This is a genomic window from Actinoplanes sp. G11-F43, from assembly GCF_050589265.1.
Taxonomy (GTDB): Bacteria; Actinomycetota; Actinomycetes; order Mycobacteriales; family Micromonosporaceae; genus Actinoplanes.
Window position 1 is genome coordinate 56,919 of sequence record NZ_JBNZCE010000045.1, and the last position, 19,588, is coordinate 76,506.

The 19,588-nt window shown below is 69.7% G+C and carries 19 protein-coding genes and 1 pseudogene; 9 read left to right on the top strand and 11 right to left on the bottom strand.

Annotation, left to right across the window (positions count from 1 at the left end):
* Window positions 1–39 precede the first annotated feature (39 nt).
* Window positions 40–933, top strand: coding sequence for a universal stress protein (locus ACQ0O7_RS38740; protein ID WP_430790237.1), 894 nt, complete (start codon window positions 40–42; stop codon window positions 931–933).
* Window positions 934–1,068: 135 nt separating this feature from the next.
* Here ACQ0O7_RS38740 and ACQ0O7_RS38745 read toward each other — a convergent pair whose 3' ends face one another.
* Window positions 1,069–1,698, bottom strand: coding sequence for a maleylpyruvate isomerase family mycothiol-dependent enzyme (locus ACQ0O7_RS38745; protein ID WP_430790239.1), 630 nt, complete (start codon window positions 1,696–1,698; stop codon window positions 1,069–1,071).
* A 65-nt stretch (window positions 1,699–1,763) separates the two neighbouring features.
* On the opposite strand from ACQ0O7_RS38745, the gene ACQ0O7_RS38750 reads away from it, so the two are divergent.
* A complete protein-coding gene (locus ACQ0O7_RS38750; protein WP_430790241.1) occupies window positions 1,764–2,444 on the top strand; it encodes a winged helix-turn-helix transcriptional regulator in 681 nt (226 codons plus the stop codon).
* A gap of 176 nt (window positions 2,445–2,620) precedes the next feature.
* Here ACQ0O7_RS38750 and ACQ0O7_RS38755 read toward each other — a convergent pair whose 3' ends face one another.
* Complete coding sequence (locus ACQ0O7_RS38755) at window positions 2,621–3,076, bottom strand: GNAT family N-acetyltransferase (protein ID WP_430790243.1); 456 nt, start codon at window positions 3,074–3,076, stop codon at window positions 2,621–2,623.
* Window positions 3,077–3,237: 161 nt separating this feature from the next.
* Here ACQ0O7_RS38755 and ACQ0O7_RS38760 point away from each other — a divergent pair, with 161 nt between their 5' ends.
* Window positions 3,238–3,363, top strand: a complete 126-nt coding sequence (locus tag ACQ0O7_RS38760) for a hypothetical protein (protein ID WP_430790245.1) — start codon at window positions 3,238–3,240, stop codon at window positions 3,361–3,363.
* Window positions 3,364–4,050: 687 nt separating this feature from the next.
* Here ACQ0O7_RS38760 and ACQ0O7_RS38765 read toward each other — a convergent pair.
* From ACQ0O7_RS38765 to kdpF, 4 genes are read right to left on the bottom strand one after another with little or no spacing between them, the layout of a single operon-like run.
* A complete protein-coding gene (locus tag ACQ0O7_RS38765; RefSeq protein WP_430790248.1) occupies window positions 4,051–4,869 on the bottom strand; it encodes a potassium-transporting ATPase subunit C in 819 nt (272 codons plus the stop codon).
* 5 nt (window positions 4,870–4,874) lie between these two features.
* Window positions 4,875–6,974 (bottom strand): potassium-transporting ATPase subunit KdpB, encoded by a 2,100-nt coding sequence (gene kdpB, locus ACQ0O7_RS38770; RefSeq protein WP_430790250.1) that lies wholly within the window; start codon window positions 6,972–6,974, stop codon window positions 4,875–4,877.
* Window positions 6,971–8,617, bottom strand: a complete 1,647-nt coding sequence (gene kdpA / locus ACQ0O7_RS38775) for a potassium-transporting ATPase subunit KdpA (RefSeq protein WP_430790252.1) — start codon at window positions 8,615–8,617, stop codon at window positions 6,971–6,973. Before kdpA ends, kdpB begins: the two co-directional genes overlap by 4 nt.
* Window positions 8,617–8,706 (bottom strand): K(+)-transporting ATPase subunit F, encoded by a 90-nt coding sequence (kdpF, locus tag ACQ0O7_RS38780; RefSeq protein WP_430790254.1) that lies wholly within the window; start codon window positions 8,704–8,706, stop codon window positions 8,617–8,619. Before kdpF ends, kdpA begins: the two co-directional genes overlap by 1 nt.
* 211 nt (window positions 8,707–8,917) lie before the next feature.
* On the opposite strand from kdpF, the gene ACQ0O7_RS38785 reads away from it, so the two are divergent.
* Window positions 8,918–9,070: a universal stress protein gene (locus ACQ0O7_RS38785; RefSeq protein ID WP_430790259.1), complete on the top strand. Its 153-nt coding sequence runs from the start codon at window positions 8,918–8,920 to the stop codon at window positions 9,068–9,070.
* A gap of 2 nt (window positions 9,071–9,072) precedes the next feature.
* On the opposite strand, the gene ACQ0O7_RS38790 is transcribed toward ACQ0O7_RS38785, so the two are convergent.
* Genes ACQ0O7_RS38790 through ACQ0O7_RS38800 form a run of 3 tightly spaced genes read right to left on the bottom strand, consistent with a single transcriptional unit; the run spans window position 9,073 to window position 11,443 of the window.
* On the bottom strand, window positions 9,073–9,726 hold the full coding sequence (locus ACQ0O7_RS38790) for a GOLPH3/VPS74 family protein (RefSeq protein ID WP_430790261.1): 654 nt from the start codon (window positions 9,724–9,726) through the stop codon (window positions 9,073–9,075).
* Between the two features lie 2 nt (window positions 9,727–9,728).
* A complete protein-coding gene (locus tag ACQ0O7_RS38795; RefSeq protein WP_430790263.1) occupies window positions 9,729–10,331 on the bottom strand; it encodes a response regulator transcription factor in 603 nt (200 codons plus the stop codon).
* A complete protein-coding gene (locus tag ACQ0O7_RS38800) occupies window positions 10,328–11,443 on the bottom strand; it encodes a sensor histidine kinase (RefSeq protein ID WP_430790265.1) in 1,116 nt (371 codons plus the stop codon). The genes ACQ0O7_RS38795 and ACQ0O7_RS38800 overlap by 4 nt, the downstream gene beginning before the upstream one ends.
* A 110-nt stretch (window positions 11,444–11,553) precedes the next feature.
* On the opposite strand from ACQ0O7_RS38800, the gene ACQ0O7_RS38805 reads away from it, so the two are divergent.
* Together ACQ0O7_RS38805 and ACQ0O7_RS38810 are read left to right on the top strand one after the other, a co-directional pair.
* Window positions 11,554–12,435 (top strand): ABC transporter ATP-binding protein, encoded by an 882-nt coding sequence (locus ACQ0O7_RS38805; RefSeq protein ID WP_430790267.1) that lies wholly within the window; start codon window positions 11,554–11,556, stop codon window positions 12,433–12,435.
* Between the two features lie 11 nt (window positions 12,436–12,446).
* Window positions 12,447–13,166: an ABC transporter permease gene (locus ACQ0O7_RS38810; protein ID WP_430790269.1), complete on the top strand. Its 720-nt coding sequence runs from the start codon at window positions 12,447–12,449 to the stop codon at window positions 13,164–13,166.
* Between the two features lie 109 nt (window positions 13,167–13,275).
* On the opposite strand, the gene ACQ0O7_RS38815 is transcribed toward ACQ0O7_RS38810, so the two are convergent.
* Window positions 13,276–13,524 (bottom strand): hypothetical protein, encoded by a 249-nt coding sequence (locus ACQ0O7_RS38815; RefSeq protein WP_430790271.1) that lies wholly within the window; start codon window positions 13,522–13,524, stop codon window positions 13,276–13,278.
* Between ACQ0O7_RS38815 and ACQ0O7_RS38820 the strand changes: the two genes are divergently transcribed.
* A complete protein-coding gene (locus tag ACQ0O7_RS38820) occupies window positions 13,469–13,942 on the top strand; it encodes a hypothetical protein (protein WP_430790273.1) in 474 nt (157 codons plus the stop codon). The genes ACQ0O7_RS38815 and ACQ0O7_RS38820 overlap by 56 nt on opposite strands.
* A 288-nt stretch (window positions 13,943–14,230) precedes the next feature.
* A pseudogene (locus ACQ0O7_RS38825) lies at window positions 14,231–14,347 on the top strand (ATP-binding protein); the annotation flags it as partial.
* Window positions 14,348–14,391: 44 nt separating this feature from the next.
* On the opposite strand, the gene ACQ0O7_RS38830 reads toward ACQ0O7_RS38825, so the two are convergent.
* Window positions 14,392–16,416, bottom strand: coding sequence for an Ig-like domain-containing protein (locus tag ACQ0O7_RS38830; RefSeq protein WP_430790275.1), 2,025 nt, complete (start codon window positions 16,414–16,416; stop codon window positions 14,392–14,394).
* A gap of 180 nt (window positions 16,417–16,596) precedes the next feature.
* On the opposite strand from ACQ0O7_RS38830, the gene ACQ0O7_RS38835 reads away from it, so the two are divergent.
* A complete protein-coding gene (locus tag ACQ0O7_RS38835) occupies window positions 16,597–19,557 on the top strand; it encodes a family 16 glycoside hydrolase (RefSeq protein WP_430790277.1) in 2,961 nt (986 codons plus the stop codon).
* Window positions 19,558–19,588 lie beyond the last annotated feature (31 nt).

A 19,588-nucleotide genomic window follows, 5' to 3' on the forward strand; every position in this document is an offset into this window, starting at 1 on the left:
GGATACAAGTGCGGTGAGGCGAACACGAACGGAGGCGACATGATGACATCGCAGACCGGCGGACGGCCCCTCGTCGTAGGAGTGGACGGCTCGTCCGGCGCCGACCTGGCGGTCCGGTGGGCGGCCCGGCACGCCGCCGAGATCGGCGCCCCGCTCCGGCTGGTGCACGCGGTGGCCGCCGCCGAGACGGTGACCGCCCTGCTGCCGATCCCGGTCGGGGTGAGCAGCGTGGGCCTGCGCCGCCCCGGCCCCACCGCGAGCCAGGTGCTGGAGTCGGCGACGGCCGAGGCCGCCCGGCACCTCCCCCAGCCCCGGGTGACGGCCGAGCCGGTGTCCGCCGACCCCGAACGCGCCCTGCTGGACGCCTCGGCCGAGGCCGCTCTGCTGGTGCTCGGCTCCGGCGGCCATCATCGGGTGACGTCCACACTGTTCGGTTCGGTGGCTCTGCGGGTCATCGCGGACGCCGGCTGCCCCACCGTGGTGGTGCGCGGCGAATCCCCGCCGGACGCTCCGGTGGTGGTGGCCGTCGACAATTCGGAGAGCTGCGAGCCGGCGCTACGGTTCGCGTTCCGGGAGGCGGCCCGGCGGCGCCGCACACTGGTGGCGGTGCACGCCTGGCAGCCCCCGCTGCCCCGCACCGGCGCGGGCATGATGACCGTCGCACCGGCGTGGGAGAACCTGGCCGAGTCGGCCGGCATCGCCCTGGCCACCGCGCTGGCCCCACTGCGGGCCGCGTTCCCCGACGTCACGGTCCGCGAGCGGCTGCTGGGCGGACACCCCGAGGTCGCGGTCCCCGACGACACCACCGGCGCGGCCCTCATCGTGGCCGGTTCCCGGGGCCGCGGCCCGGTGGCGGGCTTGATCCTGGGTTCCACGAGCCAGGCCCTGATCCACCGCTCGAGCTGCCCGGTCGCGGTGGTCCGTGACTCCTGACCCTGTTGCGGGGTACGCCAGTCGGCTCCACCGGAATCGGGTCGCTCGGTCCGGTCCCCGCGAGCCCGGCGGGACACCGGACCGTCCGGCGTCCGCCGGGCCGAATGCGGTGCGCACGGACACCACCCGGCCGTCTCAGGCCAGCCGGCCACCGAGGATGTCGAGGCCCGCACCGTCGAGCCGGTCGAGGTAGGCGCTCCGCCCGGCCATCGTCATCACCAGCGCCAGGGTCGGGCCGGAGACGACCGGCCCCGCACCGGCCTGGAACGGGCCGTCGGTGGCCGTCATCCGCACCCCCGAGGCGAGGGTCTTGCTGGAGACGGCGAAGTCACGCCGTACGAAGAAATCGGCGACCGCGGTGAGCGCCCCGACATCCGGCTCGGTGTCGATGCCCAGCGGGAACCGGATGTCCTGGCTGTGCACGAGCACCTCACCGAGATAGGCGGCGACGTCCCCGGTCGGTGCGATGCTGGCCCCGGCGACGGCCTCGAACCGGGCCAGCGTCTCCGCCGGGGTCGACCCCAGGTGCTCGCGCAGGCGGCGCTCGTTGTGCACGGCGGGCCGGAACCCGGCGAGCAGAATGCTGCGGATCCAGGCCCACCGGCCGGTCGTCGCGGCGGCGGTCAGGTGGGCGACGACGTGCTCCACATCCCAGCCGGGGCACAGCGTCGGTTCATGCCACCGCGCGGGATCGAGACCGGCGAGGTCGTCGATCAGGGACCGGCGCCCGGCGTGGACGTGGCCCCAAAGCTGCGCATCAGACATGAGAGATTCCTCCGGTGACCCCTGGGCTATCATTTCGGTAGTAGCCACTACCGAAAGAGTAGTTCATGGTCTCCCGGCGGAGTTACACCTCCTACAACGACGGCTGCGCCACCGCCCACGCGCTGGACCTCATCGGCGACCGGTGGACGATGATCGTGGTGCGTGAGCTGCTGCTCGGCCCCAAACGCTTCGCCGACCTGCAGCGCGACGTCCTGGGCATCGGGCCCGGCATCCTCACCCGCCGGCTCCACGACCTGACCGTCCACGGTGTCGCCGTGCGACGCCGCCTGCCCGGTCCGGCCCGGGTGGACGTCTACGAGCTGACCGCCTGGGGCCACCAGCTGGAGGAGGTCAACTCGACCCTGTCGGCGTGGGCCGTGCAGTCACCGGCCATGCCGTTCGAAACCGACATGAGCCCCGACACGCTGGTCCTGGCGATGCGCACCCACGCCCGCCCGCTGGCGGACCACCCCGGCCCACTGTCGGTGTCCCTGGCACTGACCGACTCCCGCCAGGAGAATCTGCCGCCCGTGCACTACCGGGCGGTGATGACCTCCAGCACCACCACGATCAACCGGGTCATCGAGCCCGCCCCGGCCGACGCGACGGTCACCGCGTCCACCCGGGACTGGAAGGTCAGCGTCATCGGCGGCGTCCCCCGCACACAACTGCCCGGCATAGCGGTGACCGGCGACGAGACCATCGTTGACCTGCTGATATCCGCAACCGCACTACACGACGACTAAACCCGCACCGATGGCCGGACGTGCGCCGATTCCGGCCCTACTCCGGCGTCCGCCAACGCTTCACCACCACCGGCGACAGGGCAGCCGCGCATGCACTACGGCGAGCACGCCGGCATCCGGCACCGGATCCGCGATCTCCGGGCATCGGAGCACCGGGCGGGGCCGCCCACGGACCTTTACCGGGTCACCGTCCGTTGCAACAACTGCCGGGACGGTGCGAAGCCCAGCCGTTCATAAACCGGCACGGCTCTCCGGCCGGACTGGACGGTGACCCGGAGTGCCCCGAGCTGTGCCGCATGCTCCGCCGCGGCCTCCACCAGAGCCGAGCCGATCCCCCGCCCTCGGTGCTCCGGCAGGACGAAGACGCTCTGAACGTCCGCGGACAGCCGCTGCGTCGCTCCGGGCCGCGGAACCCGCGGAAGCAACGCCACCCACGCCATGCCGACGATCACCGGCTCGGCAACCCGGGCGACGAACGCCACGTGCGACTGCCGATGCCCGGCCCACCATCGCTCAAGGTCCGAGGTGAAGGCGTCGACAGACTCCGGTGACGGCTCCTCACCCACGGCGTCCAGCCACAACAACCGGCCCAGGCCGGCAAGGTCATCGCCACCCGCCCGGCTGATCCGCACCGAGCCAGTCTGCCATCCGGCCGGCCGGGACCCGTCGTTCCTCCCCGGCGGGCGGAAACAGAAGCGCGGGCAGGCCGCCAGGGATGTCACCCGGTCGATGTTGACGCGACGTTGACGGCGAACGACTTACCCGGCTATCGGAATGCGGTGAGACTGGGGGCATGGATTCGATGTGGATGCATCTGCTGGTCGCGGTTCTGCCGGTCCTGGGAATGTTCGCGGCGGTGGTGCTCGGAGGCCTGCTGTTGGTGTGCACGCCGTTGTCCGGTTCCCCCGACCGCGACTGAGCCCACCAGGATTCCCCATCACGGTCGATTCCCCGCACAAAAACTCACCCGCTGACCGCTCTTGGTCGATTTGTTACCGTTTCGGGCCCACTCTCAGCCGCCTGATCACTTGCGGTAGACCCCTCGCGAGGGCGACCCGCTCAGCCAAAATCTTGGCGGATTTACCACTGTTTCGAGTCTTGTTCATGAGCCTCACGCAAGATCTTGCAACCGGGTTCAGGGGCACGGGCTCACAAGGATGCACACACCGCCGAACCCTTTTGTGCGCATTTCCAGCCTCACCGAGGCTGGCCTGAGTGATAAAACAAGGTTGCAAGGATCTTGATCAGAATTCACGAACAAGGCTCTTTCGAGTCTTGTTCTCGGCTACCTGATCACTTGCGGTCATCCCTCGCGCGGGCAGCCCGTCCAGCCAAGATCTTGGCGGATTTACCACCTTATCGAGCCTTGTTCTCCGCCGCCTGATCACTTGCGGTCAATCCCCCGCGCGGGCAACCCGCTCAGCCTAGATCTTGGTGGATTTACCACCGAAAACGGTGGTAAATCCACCAAGATCGGTCAAGGCGGAGCTGGAAGGTGAACACTCGCGCGAGGAAATGACCGCGAGCGGGCCAACAGCTGAGAAGAAGACTCCTCCGGTGGAAATCGACCAAGATGGCAGAGTTGGCGACTGGGTGGCCGCGCCGGTCAGGCTCCGTCGAGGGCCAGGTTGAGTTCGAGCACGTTGACGCCGGGCTCACCCATGAAGCCGAGGGCGCGGCCGGTGGTGTGCTCGTCGATCAGCTCGCGGACCCGGTCCTCGGGCAGGCCCCGCTCGCGGGCGACCCGCGGGACCTGGAGGGAGGCGTAGGCGGGGCTGATGTGCGGGTCGAGGCCGCTGCCGCTGGCGGTGACGGCGTCGGCGGGCACCACCGGGTTGGCCGGGGCGGTGCCGCGGATCGGGGTGATCACACCGCCGAGGGCCCGGTAGTCCTCGCCGGGGATCGCGGGCTCCACCCGTACACCCTGGTAGGTGGTTTGAAAGGGGGTTGCGGTCTGGTTGACCGACACGACCCGGGTCACCGGGCCGGTGAAGCCGTCGGCGTGGAAGACGGCCAGGACCGCGCCGACGCCGTCGGCCGTGCAGTAGGGGCGGCTGCCGTCGACGCCCTCCAGCTTGCCGACCGCGAGGCTGCGGGTGCAGACCTGGGTGAGCAGACTCGGCGAGCCGTCTTCACCAAGGGTGTCGACCACGCTCTCCGGGCCGAGGTTGGAGGCTCCGGTGGCGGTCGGGTCGTGGTCGCCGGCGGAGGGGCGGCTCTGGAAGTAGCGCGGGTCGTCGCCGAAGGACTGGCCGATCAGCGTGCTGCCGGCCGTCACCATCGAGCCGGAGGCCTTGTCGGACAGGCCGGGGATTCGGCCCACGCCGACGAACAGCAGCGGGTAGGCCAGGCCGAGCAGGACGGTGAACACGAGGAGGGCGCGCAGGGCGGCGAGGTGCTGGGCGAGCCAGGCGGGAAGTCGCATGCTGATCAGATCCCGGGGATGAGCTGGATGAGCAGGTCGATGAGTTTGATGCCGAGGAACGGGGCGAGCACGCCGCCCAGGCCGTACACCAGCAGGTTGCGGCTGAGCAGGCTGCTCGCCGACGACGGCCGGTACCGCACGCCGCGCAGGGCGAGCGGGATCAGGAAGACGATCACGATGGCGTTGAAGATGACCGCGGACAGGATGGCCGACCCGGGCGAGTGCAGCCGCATGATGTTGAGGGTGTCCAGGCCGGGGTAGACCGCGGCGAACATGGCCGGGATGATCGCGAAGTACTTGGCGATGTCGTTGGCGATCGAGAACGTGGTGAGTGCCCCACGGGTGATCAGGAGCTGTTTGCCGATCTCCACGATCTCGATCAGTTTGGTCGGGTCGGAGTCGAGGTCGACCATGTTGCCGGCCTCCTTCGCGGCCGACGTGCCGGTGTTCATGGCGACGCCGACGTCGGCCTGGGCCAGCGCGGGCGCGTCGTTGGTGCCGTCGCCGGTCATCGCGACCAGCCGGCCGCCCTCCTGCTCCCTGCGGATGTAGGCGAGTTTGTCCTCGGGGGTGGCCTCGGCCAGGTAGTCGTCGACGCCCGCCTCGGCTGCGATGGCAGCCGCCGTCTTCGGGTTGTCGCCGGTGATCATGACGGTGCGGATGCCCATCCGGCGCATCTCGTCGAAGCGTTCCCGCATGCCCGGCTTGACCACGTCCTTGAGGTGGATGACCCCGAGGACGGAGTCGTTCTCGGCCACCACCAGCGGGGTGCCGCCGGAGCCGCTGATCGCGTCGACGATGGCGCCGACCTGTTCGGTCGGGTGGCCGCCGTTGGCGCGGACCCACTTCATCACGGCGGTGGCGGCGCCCTTGCGGATCCGCCGGCCGTCGAGGTCGACGCCGCTCATCCGGGTCTGTGCGGTGAACGGCACGAAGGTGGCCTGCGGCATCAGGCCGGGTTCGCGTTCGCGCAGCCCGTACTCGTTCTTCGCCAGCACCACGATCGACCGGCCCTCGGGTGTCTCGTCGGCCAGGCTGGACAGTTGCGCGGCGTCGGCCAGATTCTTGCGATCAACCCCGTCCACCGGTACGAATTCCGCCGCCTGCCGGTTCCCGAGGGTGATCGTTCCGGTCTTGTCGAGCAGCAGGGTGTTGACGTCACCGGCGGCCTCGACCGCGCGGCCGCTCATGGCGAGCACGTTGCGCTGCACCAGGCGGTCCATGCCGGCGATGCCGATCGCGGACAGCAGCGCCCCGATGGTGGTCGGGATGAGGCAGACCAGCAGGGAGACCAGCACGATGCCGGTGACCCCGTCGGCGTCGATGGCCGCGGTGTCGGGTGCGGCGGCCTGGAACACCTTCGAGAAGATCGCCAGGGGCTGGAGGGTGACCACGGCCAGCAGAAAGATCACGGTGAGCGCGGCGAGGAGGATGTTCAGCGCGATCTCGTTCGGGGTCTTCTGCCGGTCGGCGCCCTCGACCAGGGCGATCATCCGGTCGACGAAGCTCTCCCCCGGCTTCTGGGTGATCCGCACGACGATCCGGTCGGAGAGCACCTTGGTGCCGCCGGTGACCGCCGACCGGTCGCCGCCGGATTCGCGGATGACCGGTGCCGACTCGCCGGTGATGGCCGATTCGTCGACGCTGGCGATGCCTTCGATGACGTCACCGTCACCGGGGATGACCTGCCCGGCCTCGACCACGACGACATCGCCGGGCTGCAGGTCGGTGGCCGGGATCTCCCGACCGTCGGCGAGGATGGCGACGGTGTCGCGTCTGGCGCCGCGCAGGGCGGCGGCCTGGGCTTTGCCGCGGCCTTCGGCGACCGCCTCGGCGAGGTTCGCGAAGATCACCGTCAGCCACAGCCAGGCGGTGATCAGCCAGGCGAACAGGGTCGGCTCGGCGATCGACAGGGCGGTGGTGAAGACCGCGCCGGCCTCGACGATGAACATCACCGGGTTGCGCCACATCACCCGCGGGTCGAGCTTGCGCAGCGCGTCCGGCAGGGACCGCCACAGCTGCTTCGGGTCGAGCAGTCCTCCCTTGATCTTCGGTGCGGGTGCCGGTCCGGTTTCGATCAGGGGTTCTTCGATCAGGGTGGTCATGACAGGCCCTCCGCGAGGGGTCCGAGAGCGAGAGCGGGCAGGAAGGTGAGGGCGACCAGCACGATGGTCACGCCGGCGACCATGCCGACGAACAGCGGCTGATGGGTCGGCAGGGTGCCCTCGGAGGCGGGCACCGGGCGCTGCCGGGCCAGCGATCCGGCCAGGGCCAGCACCAGGATCATCGGCAGGAAGCGGCCGAGCAGCATGGCCAGGCCGAGCGCCACGTCCCACCACGGGGTGTTGACGGTGATGCCGGCGAACGCGGAGCCGTTGTTGTTGGCGGCGCTGGTGAAGGCGTACAGCACCTCGGAGAGGCCTTGCGGGCCGACGTTGAGGGCGGTCGCATTGTTGCCGGTCGCGAACGCCGCCGCCGTACCGGAGAGGACCAGGACCGGGGTGACCAGGAAGTAGAGGGCCGCCAGTTTGATCTCCCGGGCCTGGATCCTCTTGCCCAGGTATTCCGGGGTGCGGCCGACCATCAGCCCGGCCACGAAGACCGTGATGATCGCCAGGATCAGCATGCCGTAGAGGCCGGAGCCGACCCCGCCGGGCGCGACCTCGCCGAGCATCATGTTGACCATCGGCATCATGCCGCCGAGCGCGGTGTACGAGTCGTGGAACGAGTTGACCGCACCGGTCGACGTCAACGTGGTGGCCGCGGCGAAGGTGGCCGAGTTGGGGATGCCGAACCGGGTCTCCTTGCCCTCCATCGCGGCGCCGGCGGCCTCCGGGACGGTTCCGGCACCGTGTGTCTCGAAGCCGACGGTCAGGGCGATCGAGCCGAGCGCGAGGACGGCCATCACGGCGGCGATCGCGTAGCCCTGCCGGTTCTGGCCGACCATCCGGCCGAACACCCGGGGCAGGCTGAACGGGATCAGGAGGATCAGGAACACCTGGAGCCAGTTGGTCCAGGCGGTCGGGTTCTCGAACGGGTGCGCGGAGTTGGCGTTGTAGAAGCCGCCGCCGTTCGTGCCCAGTTCCTTGATCGCCTCCTGGGAGGCGACCGGCCCGCCGGTGATGGTCTGGGTGCCGCCGGTCAGGGTGGTCACGTCGGTGCCGGCGGACAGGTTCTGCACCATGCCGCCGACCATGAACACCAGCGTGGCCAGCACACAGATCGGCAGCAGCACGCGCAGGGTGATCCGGGTCAGGTCGACCCAGAAGTTGCCGAGCTGCTCCTGCCGGGAGGCGGCGAACGCGCGCATCAGCACGGCGGCCACCGCGATGCCGACGCCGGCGGAGACGAAGTTCTGCACGGTCAGCCCGGCCATCTGGACCAGGTGGCCCAGGGTGGACTCACCGGCGTACGCCTGCCAGTTGGTGTTGGTGACGAAGCTGACCGCGGTGTTCCAGGCGATGTGGTCGGTGACCGCCGGGAGCCCGAGCGACAGCCACAGCCTGTCCTGCAGGCGCAGGAACGCGTAGAGGAACAGGATCGACGTGGCGGAGAAGGCGAGGACGCCTCGGGCGTACACACCCCAGGTCTGGCTGGTGGTGGGGTCCACGCCGACGAGCCGGTAGACGCCTCGCTCCACGATGGTGTGCCCGGTGCCGGAGACGACCCGGTACATGTGGTCGCCGAACGGGCGGTACACCGCGACGAGCGCGGCGGCCAGCGTCAGCACGAAGAGCCAGCCGGCCATCAGAACTTCTCCGGGAAGAGCAGGGCGGCCACCAGGAAGACGGCCAGGGCGACGGCCAGGATCAGGCCGATCAGGTTGACGGCGCTCATCAGCGTTCGGCCGCCTTCACCAGCACGGTCAGGACCGCGAACAGTCCCGCCGTGAGAACGACGAACAGAAGATCAGCCACGGAAGGCTCCTAGATTCCAGCGGGGGGGTTTGCTTGCCCTGGAAGCAAACCCCGGGCGGAACCCGGTGTCATCGGCGTTGACGCGACGGCTACGCCCGGCCGTACGTTGTTGACGGCCCGTTGACGGTCGAGTGACCGCGGCCACCGGGCCGGCGGGACGCGGTGGAGTGGTCGGCGACCGGGGGCGCGGGGTGATCGCCGGGACGCTGCTCGGTTCGACCGGTCCGCAGCTGCTGCGTCACGCCGGCCGCCCGGTGCTGATCGTGCGGCCGGCGCCCGCCTGAACTCAGTTGGGCGCGGTGACCACGGTGGTGGTCACCACCGCGGTGGACACGGCCAGGGCGGCGGCGGTCGCGGCCACCGCGCTGTTCAGCGCCTCGGCGCCCCAGTGGCCCTGTTCCAGCTCCTTGGCCCGCTGGTAGACCGCCGACGACCAGGCCAGCTGGGGTCGCAGCATGGGCAGGGCGCCGCTGGACGACAGCAGGGCGATGAGCGCGGCGGTACGGCTGTCGGGTTCGGTCCCGTCGACGAGCACCGATCGGATCCGGTCGCGTACCTCGGTCTCGTGCCGGGCCTCGGTGGCCGGCAGTGTCTTCATCTTGAACACGCCGAGGATCCGCTTCTTGTCGCGGCGGATCATCCCCTGGTCGATGAGGCGGTCGATGACCGGTTCCCACAGGCTGCCGCCGATGTGCAGGAGCAGGCTCTGCGCCCCGCGCGGCTTCTCGGCGATCTTGTCGTACGCCTCCCGCAGCAGCGGGTCGTCGAGCACCCCGTCACCGACGGCGTGTACCTTCCGGCCGTCGGTCTCGACCCGGCCGAGCAGGGCGAGTTCGACGAGCACCGCACCGCCGAGCGCGTACGGCAGGGTTCCGGCGGCGGCCGGCACCCCGGTGTCGTCGTCGAGCAGGAGCAGCATCAGATCTTCGACGAGAAGCATGGTCACAGCCAATCGTGTTCGCGGGCGTAGCGGGCCGCCTCGTGGCGGGTCTGGGTCTGGGTCTTCTGCATGGCACTGGACAGGTAGTTGCGGACCGTGCCGGGCGCCAGATGCAGGCGGGTGGCGATGTCGGCGACCGAGTAGCCGTCGCCGGTCACCCGCAGCACGTCCAGTTCCCGGTCGGTGAGCGGGCAGTCGTCGATGACGGCGAGGGCGGACACGTCCGGGTCGATCCAGCGTTTGCCGGCGTGCAGGGTGGTGATGACGGTCGCGATGTGGGCCGGGTCGGCGGATTTGCTGACGAAACCCTGCACCCCCAACTTCAAGGCCTTCCTGAGTACGCCGGGACGGGCGTGCCTGGTCAGCATCAGGATGACCTGCTGGGGCCGGGCGCGGCGGATCTCGGCGACCGCCCCGAGCCCGTCCACGTTCGGCATCTCCAGGTCGATGACCAGCACGTCCGGCTGGTGGCGCAGGGTGGCTTCGATGGCTTCGGCGCCGTCGGCGGCCTCGGCCAGCACGGTGATGTCGCCCTCCAGCGGCAGCAGCGCGGCCATCGCCTTGCGCAGCAGGGCCTCGTCGTCGGTCAGGACCACGCTGGTCATCGGGCACCGGCTTCGGGGAAGGTGGCGGCGGTGGTGAACTCGCCGCTGGCGGATGTCACTGTCAGTTCTCCCCCATCGGTGACGATGCGCTGTCGCAGGGCGGAGAGCCCACGCAGCTCCGGGACGCCGTCGGCCGCGGCGCCGTCGTTGACGATGCTGATGCCCGAGGCGGTGAGGAGCACCCGGACGCGGGTGGCCTGGGCGTGCCGCAGGATGTTGGTGGTGGTCTCGCGCAGCACCTGGCCGAGCATCTCGCTGACGCGGGCGTCCGGCTCCGACTCACGGGTGACGCGTACCCGGATTCCGGCGGCCTCGAACAGGTTCTTCGCGTTCTCCAGCTCGGCCGACAGGTTGAGCCGGCGCTGGGCGTACGCCAATTCCTTGGTCTGTTTGATGGTGTCGGCGACCAGGTCGTGGATCTCGCACAACTCCTGGTCGGCGCGGGCCGGATCGGTGTGCACCAGTTTGCGGGCCAGCGCGGTCTTGAGTTTGACCACGTGCAGGGTGTGGCCCTGGATGTCGTGCAGGTCGCCGGCGAACCGGACCCGCTCGCGGATGACGGCCAGTTCGGCCTCGCGTTCCCGGCTCATCTCCAGCTCCTGCACGATGTCGTAGAACCGCTCGCCGACGAAGGAGAGCACCATGATCAGGGTGGTCAGCGCGATCGGGACCAGCACGAACTTGGCCAGTACGGCACCGCCGGGCTCGATCAGCAGCCGGGTCGCGCCGACCCCGGCGACGAAGACGATCAGGGCGGCCGCCGCGGCATACCGGTAGCGGGGCAGGCGCGGCAGGGCCAGCGAGGCCACGCTGATCACACCCCAGTAGGCGTTCGGGCTGCCGACCACCAGCACCCCGACCGGCCAGCCGATCGCGGCCACGATCAGGCAGGGCCAGGCGACCCGGCCGATGTCGTTGGCCGTCCACCGTTCGAAGGCGATCACCGCCGCGATCACCGCCGGGGCCAGCACCGGCACGTGCCACCAGGCGCGGACGTCGAGCGCGACCATGAGCACCGCCGCGCCCAGGATCGGGGGCATCGCGGTATAGAGGTTGAGCCGGCGCAGGCGCCCCTGGGTCGCCTCGGTGATGCGGAGCGATCGAGCCTTCACCGGTCCAGTATTCGGGCGGATCGCACCGTCGAGTAGTGACACCACGTCATGTCCGGTCGGTGACACGGCGACACTGACCGTACGGGTGGGGTCTGCCGGATTCTCTAGTCATGTCCACCACGCCAGTGATCGAAGTCGAGAACCTCAACCTCACCTACGGGGACTTCCACGCCGTACGGGATCTCTCCTTCCAGGTCCGCCCCGGAGAGCTGTACGCGCTTCTGGGCACCAACGGCGCCGGGAAGACCTCGACCCTGGAGACCATCGAAGGGCACCGGGTGGCCACGTCCGGCACCGTGCGGGTGTTCGGCCGCAGCCCCCGCGACCGGGCCGCGGTCCGCCCCCGGATGGGCATCATGCTGCAGGAGAGCGGCTTCTCCCCGGACCTGACCGTGCGCGAGTCGGTCGGCCTGATCGGCAGGCTGACCCGGCGGGACGACGACGTGGACCGGGTGATCGACGTGGTCGGCCTGACCCACAAGGCGGGCATCCTGGTCGGCCAGCTGTCCGGCGGCGAGAAACGGCGGCTGGACTTCGCGACCGCCGTTTACGGCACCCCTGAGCTGATCTTCCTGGACGAGCCGACCACCGGGCTGGACATCCAGTCCCGCGACGACCTGTGGGAGTCCGTCGACCGGCTGCGGGAGAACGGGTCGACGGTCGTACTGACCACCCACTACCTGGAGGAGGCGCAGCAGCGGGCCGACCGGATCGGGCTGATGCACAAGGGGGTGTTCCACCGCGAGGGCACGGTCGCCGAGTTGACCCGCACCCTGCCCGCGGTGATCACCTTCACCGTGCCCGGCACCGCGCCCACGCTGCCGATCCCGGCCGTCGTCGGCGCCGGCGGGGTGGTCCGGCTGGAGACCCTCCAGCTGCAGAAGGACCTGCACCTGCTGCTGTCCTGGGCGCAGGACAACGCCCTGGACCTGGGTGATCTGTCGGCCGGCGCGACCCGGCTCGACGACGTCTTCCGCGCCATCGAATCCTGAAAGGCTCCGACATGCTCGCCATCGCCCGCACCGAACTCACCCAGATCTTCCGCAACCGCCTGGTGCTGGTCACCAGCTTCATCATGCCGGTGGCGGTCAGCGCGTTCTTCATCTACCGGCACGAGATCTTCGAGCAGGTCGCCAGCCTCGGCTACATCGCCGCGATCGTGATGTTCACGGTCGGCGCGTTCGGTCTCTACACCTCGACGGTCACCACGCTGGCCTCCCGGCGGCAGAACCTGTTCCTGAAACGGCTGCGGTCCACCGCCGAGTCCGACACCAGCATCCTGGCCGGGCTGGTCGCGCCGACGACCGTGCTGGCCCTCGTACAGGTGACGGTGATCCTGATCGTCTTCGGGGTGGTCGCCGACCGTCCGGACAACATCGCGCTGCTGATCGTCGCCGTGCTCGCCACCCTCGCCATGATGGTCGCCCTCGCCCTGGCCACCGCCGGGGTCACCAACTCGCCGGAGCACGCCCAGGTCACCACCCTGCCGGTCAGCCTCGGCGTGATCGCGGTGGCCAGCTGGGTAGGCATCAGCGGCACCGAGGAGCTGGCCGCGGTCAAGCGGGCGCTGCCCGGCGGCGCGGCCACCGAGCTGATGCTCAACGCCTGGAACGGCGGCGTCGCGGTCTCCGAGTCGCTGGTGCTGCTGGCGCCCACGTTCGCCTGGGTCGCCGTCGCGGTCACCTTCGCGGTCCGGATGTTCCGGTGGGAACCGCGCCGATGATCGGCCACACGGTCCTGTCCCTGCCGCACCCACCTCGGCTCGGTCCCTGTGTGTGCCGACTTTCGGCTCGATTCGAGCCGAAAGTCGGCACACGGTCTGCCCTCGGCTTCTAGGCGGCCAGCCATCGGCGGATCGCCGCGAAGTCGGCTTCGGTGACGCCGGTGAGCGGATCGGCCCGGTGCAGCAGAGCCCGCCCCTCGTGGTGGGCCCGGACCCAGCGACGGTCGGCGTCGGTGATCTCGTCGTCGAGCCAGACGAAGGGGTGACCGGCGGCCCACCGGACCAGGGGGCAGACTGTGACCGTGGATCTGCGCCCCGAGTTGCTGCCGCCACCGGTCGAGCCGGCGCGGATCGCCACGATCGCCGCCGCCGTCGAGCGGATCGCCGGGCTGATGGAGGCCGGCGCGCCCTACGAGGCGGAGCTGGCCGCCCTCAACGAGGACACCGGGACGGGAGTGACCGAGCACGATATCCACACGTACGACAATTGGGGTAGCGCCGAAGCCTTCGCCCACCTGCTGGTCCGCCCGTCCTATCCGCGCGTCCCGGACATCACCCGCGACGAGCTGATCGAGATCGCCCGCCGCTTGATGGCCGGACTCGGACCGCAGAGCGACGACCCGGACGCCGACTGGTACGCGCTGCTGTTCGACACCAACCTCACCATGCCGTCCGCGTCGTCGCTGATCTTCGATCCGCCCGGTGAGCTGGGCCCCGGCCCGTCCGCCGAGCGGATCGTCGACACCGCTCTCTCCTACCGCCCGATCGCCCTGTAGGCGGCCCGGCTCACGAGCAGTCCCGGCCCTTGTTGATGCAGGTGGCGATGCGCTGCATGGTCCGTGCCGAGTCGGCGTTGACGAAGTCGTCGTGGTCGGAGAACGGGTTGTGGTCCTCCTCCGGAAGGAGTCCAGGGCGTACTGGCCGCGGATCTGCACGTCCCGGGGGATGTCATAGGAGATGGTGATCCGCAGCTGCGGGACGGCCGTGAAACCGGACGGGCAGGCGCCGGTGCGCGGATCGGCGAAGGCGACGTGGCTCCGGTGGTTGTCCCGGCCGCCGGGGCCGGCGGCGGCCTCGGCCTGGCGATCGTGCGGGGCCTGGTGGAGGCACACGGCGGCCAGGTCACCGTCCGTGACCTGGACCGGGGTTGCCGGTTCGAGGTCCGCCTCCCCGCGCCCTGAGTGGGCCCCTCCCGGGTGAGCGGGAGGGGCCACGGTTCGCCGGCTCAGCGGCGGTAGGTGCGCTTGGCCAGGGTTTTCACGTTGCCCGCCTTGTCGTAGGCGCGCACTGTCACGGTGAACTTCTTGCCGTACTTCTTCGGGTTCAGGGTGAAGCTGTAACCGGCCTTGGTGTCGGTGGCGGCCACCTTGCCGTTGACCAGCAGCTGGACCCGGGCGACGCCGTTCTTGTCGCCGGCGGAGGCGGTCAGGGTGGTCGACTTCTTCAGCTTGGTGTTGTTCTTCGGGGCCTTGGTCAGCTTCAGCGACGGGGCGACCGTGTCGTTGACGACGACCCGGCGGGCGGTGGTGGTGTTGCCGAGTTTGTCGGTGGACTTCCATTCGATGGTGAACGCGCCCTGCGCCTTCGGTGTGAGCGTCCACGCGCCGCCGCCGGCCGACTTGCCGCCGGTGACCGTGGTCGAGCGGATGCCGGCCGGGTCGGAGATCTTGGCGGTGGTACGGACGGTGCCGCGGACCAGTGCCCGATCGCCCGGGGTGATCCCGGTGATCGACGGGCCGGCGTTGTCCACCGGATAGGTGCCGACGTCGATGCTCGCGTTGTCGGCCTTGTCGAAGACCCGGACGGTCATGAACTGGTCGCCGGTCAGGCCCCTGGTGTTCCAGGTCATCGTCCACGGCGCGGCGGTGCTGCTGGCCACCACCCGGCCGTCGAAGTCGACGAGTTCGATCCGGGTGGTGTCGGCGTCGACGCCGGTGGCCCGGAACGGGACCGCACCGCCGACCCGGGTGCCGAACGCGGGCGTGATCGTCGCGGCCGGGGCGAGCACGTCGGCCCGGACCCGGGTGCTGCTCTCGCTGCTGTTTCCGGCGGCGTCGAAGGCCCGGACGGTGACCCGCACGTCCCGGTCGTGGGCGTCCCACGGGGTGCTGAACGCGACCTCGCGTGGCAGCTCGCCCTGGTAGGTCTGCACCACGGCGCCGTCGACCAGGATCTGCACCTTCGTCACGGCCACGTCGTCGGACCAGGTGGGGGTGAATCGGGGGAACCGGGGGATCAGCTGGCCCTCGGTCAGCCCGGTCGCGGTGACGACGGGCGGGTTGGTGTCGGTGCCGCCGGGCGGGGTCGGCGCCGGGTTGATCACCAGGTACGCGAGGTCGTTGGACCGGTCGAGGTCGTCGTCGAAGCGCTCGCAGTCGCAGGCCGGGTTCAGCTCGACCGTGCCGGTGGCGTCCGGGACGATCCGGTCGATGCGCAGACCGAAGGTGAAGCCGTACGTGCTGCCGACCGGGAACCGCCGGGGTGACTCGCACTCGTACCGGCCGCCGGTGGTGAGTTTGCAGTTCGGCGGCACGGTCATCACCGTGGCGCCGGCCGGGACCGTCACGGACAGCACCGCCGGGGCGGGCCGGTTCGTGCCGATCCAGGCGAAGGCGGCCGGGCCGTTGTTGCGGACCGTCGTCTTGAGCTGGACCACGTCGCCGACCGCGCCGGTGGCCTTGGCGCCGGTGACGGCCAGGTCGGTGCTCTGTGCGCCGGTGATGTCGAGTTCGATGCTCTGCCACGAGGTGACGTGGGGCGTGCCGGGGGCGGTGTCCTCGACGAGGCGCAGCACCTCACCCGTACCGGCCGGGGTGTCCTTGCCCATGACCAGGTCGTAGTCGCGGCCGGTCATCCAGTCGAAGTTGATGGTGATCTTGTCCGGTGCGTAGCGGTCGGCGGGCACGATCAGGGGCAGTTCGGCCCGGTACGTCTTGCCCGGCTCCAGTTTCTGGTCGAAGCGGCAGCCGTCGAGGTCGCCGAAGACGCTGTAGCGGCAGTTGGCGAACCGGTCCGGGGTGGCGTAACCGTAGGGCAGGCCGTAGTAGAGCCCGGTGCCGTCGACGACGGTGTCGCCGATGTTCTTCACCGAGATCGGCGCCCGGAAGATCCCGCCCGGCTCGGCCGACACCTGGACGGCGGCCCCGGCGACGAGCGGCCGGGTGGCGGCCTGGGCCGGAACGGTCAGCGCGAGGGCGGGGGTGATCGCGGCCAGTCCGGCGAGAGCGCGCCAGACGGTCGGGTTCTTCATGTGTATTCCTCCCGTGTTCCCCGATGTTGAGGGCATCGAGGCATGTGCATCATAGACAGTCCCGACTTTTGCTCCACTCAGGAAGAAGTTTCGACGTTAATCATCGAAAGATCTGGACGCGTCGATAGAAGTGCCTCAGGATGTTCACAGCCGTGAATCACCCCCGTAACGGGAGCGCAGATGAGACGTGTGCCCAGGGTCGCCCTTCTGATAGCCGCCACCGTCGTCGCCGTGACACCGATGCCGGCGTACGCCGCCGACCCCGTCGAACAGGAACCGGGGGTGACTCTCCGGACGTACGACATCGGTCTTCCGCTCAGCCGGATCTGTGAGCTCAAACCCGGCCAGACACCCAACGTGGACAAGCTGATGTCCGCGATCGACTGGTCCACCACCGAGCAGTTCGGTCTCCAGGACAACTTCGTCACGCACGCCCTGGCCAACCTGGCCACCCCGTCGGCCGGCTCCTACCGGTTCCGGCTGACCAGCGACGACGGCTCGAAACTGTGGATCGGCGACAAGCTGGTCATCGACCACGACGGCCTGCACGGCGCCGAGGCCAAGGAAGGCGTGATCGACCTGACCGCCGGGTCGCACCCGCTGCGGGTCGAGCACTTCGACGCCGGTGGCGGCCAGGAGGTGCGGCTGGCCTGGCGACCCCCGGGCGCCGATGACTTCAGCATCATCCCGGCCGGCTCGCTGACCACCGACGCCGGTGTGGTCCGGGTGACCGCGCCCGGCCGCAAGGAGTGCGTCTCCGGCACCGACACCCCCGGTGACGGGCTGCCGCTGACCGCCGTCAACCCCGGATACACCCTCACCGACCTGCGCCCGCCGGGCTTCGAACCGGCGGTCAGCGGCATCGCGTGGCGCCCCGACAAGAAGATGGTGATCACCACCTGGGGCGGCTCGGACAAGGTGGACGGCAAGGTCTACCTGGTCGAGAACGTGACCGGGAAGACCGGGCCGGGCAGCGTGAAGTACAAGGAGATCGCGAGCGGGCTCAAGGAGCCGATGGGCGTCGCGGTGGTCGACGGCATGGTGTACGTGTCGCAGAAGCACGAACTGACCGAGCTGCGTGACACCGACGGCGACCAGGTGCTGGACACCCGGCGTACGGTCGCGGTCTGGCCGTTCGGCGGGAACTTCCACGAGTTCGCGTTCGGCATGCTCTACCGCAACGGCAACTTCTACCTCAACCTGTCGGTGTCGATCAACCTGGGTGGCGCGACCACCGACCCGCAGCCGGCCCCCGGGCGCGGCACGCACATCGTGGTCAACCGCAAGAGCGGCGAGGTCACCACGGTCGCCGGCGGGCTGCGCACCCCGAACGGCATCGGGTGGGGGCCGAACAACTCGATCTACGTGACCGACAACCAGGGTGGCTGGCTGCCCTCGTCGAAACTGGTCAAGATCCAGGACAAGGCCTTCTACAACCACTACACCAACCCCGACGGCCCGTACGACTCCCAGCCGGTCACCCGCCCGGTGCTGTGGCTGCCCCAGAACCAGATCGGGAACTCGCCGAGCACTCCCGTCTTCCTGGACTCCGGCCCGTACCGCAATCAGGTTCTGATCGGTGACGTGACCTACGGCGGACTGCAGCGTGCCGCGCTGGAAACGGTCAACGGGGTCGAGCAGGGCGCGGTCTTCCGGCACACCCAGGGCCTGGAGGCCGGCATCAACCGGGTGTCGATCGGGCCGGACGGCGCGATCTACGTCGGCGGGCTCGGCGCGGACGGCAACTGGGGGCAGGAGGGCAAACTTCGGTTCGGCCTGCAGAAACTGACCCCGAACGGCACCAGCGTGTTCGACATGAAGACGATGAAGGCCACCACCGACGGGTTCAAGATCGAGTACACCGAGCCGCTGTCCGACGACACGGTGGCGAAGCTGGCCACCGCGTACCAGATCGAGCAATGGCGGTACGCGGCCACCGAACAGTACGGCGGCCCGCAGGTCGACCTGGAGAAACTGCCGGTGACCGCGGCCAAGGTGTCGTCCGACCGGAAGACCGTCACGCTGACCGTTCCCGGACTCCGCCGCGATCGGGTGGTGCACCTGCGCTCGCCCCGCCCGTTCGCCTCCCGCGACGGGGAGACGCTGTGGAGCACCGAAGCCTGGTACACCATGAACGAGCTGCCCGGCAAGAAGACGCAGCAGGTGTTCTACGAGACCGAGGAGGGCTACCGGGAGGGTGGCGCGACCCTGGCCAAGGACCACCGGGCGTACTCCGGTGTCGGGTTCACCGCCGGGTTCGGCAAACTCAACGCCTCCAACACCATGCACGTCACGGTCGACAAGGCCGGTGAGTACGCGGTCGGGCTGCGCTACTCCAACGGCCCCGACCCGTTCAGCGGCACCAAGACGGTCAGCCTGCACGTCAACAACCGCAAGATCAAGCAGGTGTCGCTGCCGACCACGGTCACCTGGGAGGAGTGGGCCACCGCCACCGAGAAGGTCAGCCTGCGCAAGGGCGTCAACACGATCACCTACCGGGTCGACGCCCTGGACACCGGGCACGTCAACCTCGACCTGATCAGTATCCGCGAGCCCGGTAAGCGGATCGCCCTGTTCGACGGCACGAACCTGGACAACTGGCAGCACACCGACGGCCGCCGCCCCCAGTGGCCGCTGATCGCCGGCGGTGCCACCGAAGTCAACGGCGGCGACCTGCGGACCCGGGAGGCGTACGGCGACTACAAGCTGCACGTCGAGTTCAAGGTGCCGCTGCTGCCGCCGGAGGTGACCGGCCAGGACCGTGGCAACAGTGGGGTCTACCAGCAGGAACGCTACGAGGTGCAGATCCTCGACTCGTTCGGTGACACCACCCTGGCCAACAACGAGGCCGGCGCCATCTACACGGTCAAGGCGCCCGACGTGAACGCCGCCACCGCGCCGGAGACGTGGCAGAAGTACGACATCACGTTCCGGGCCGCCCGCTACGACGCGGCCGGCAAGAAGACGTCCAACGCCCGCATCACGGTGATCTGGAACGGTCGCAAGATCCACGACAACGTCGAGATCCCCAACGGTACGGGCGGCAACATCGCGGAAGGCCCGTCCACCGGCGCCATCCGCCTGCAGGACCACGGCAACAAGGTCCAGTACCGCAACGTCTGGATCGAACCGGCCCTCTGATCCGAACGCTCCCCGGCGGCATCGCCGCCGG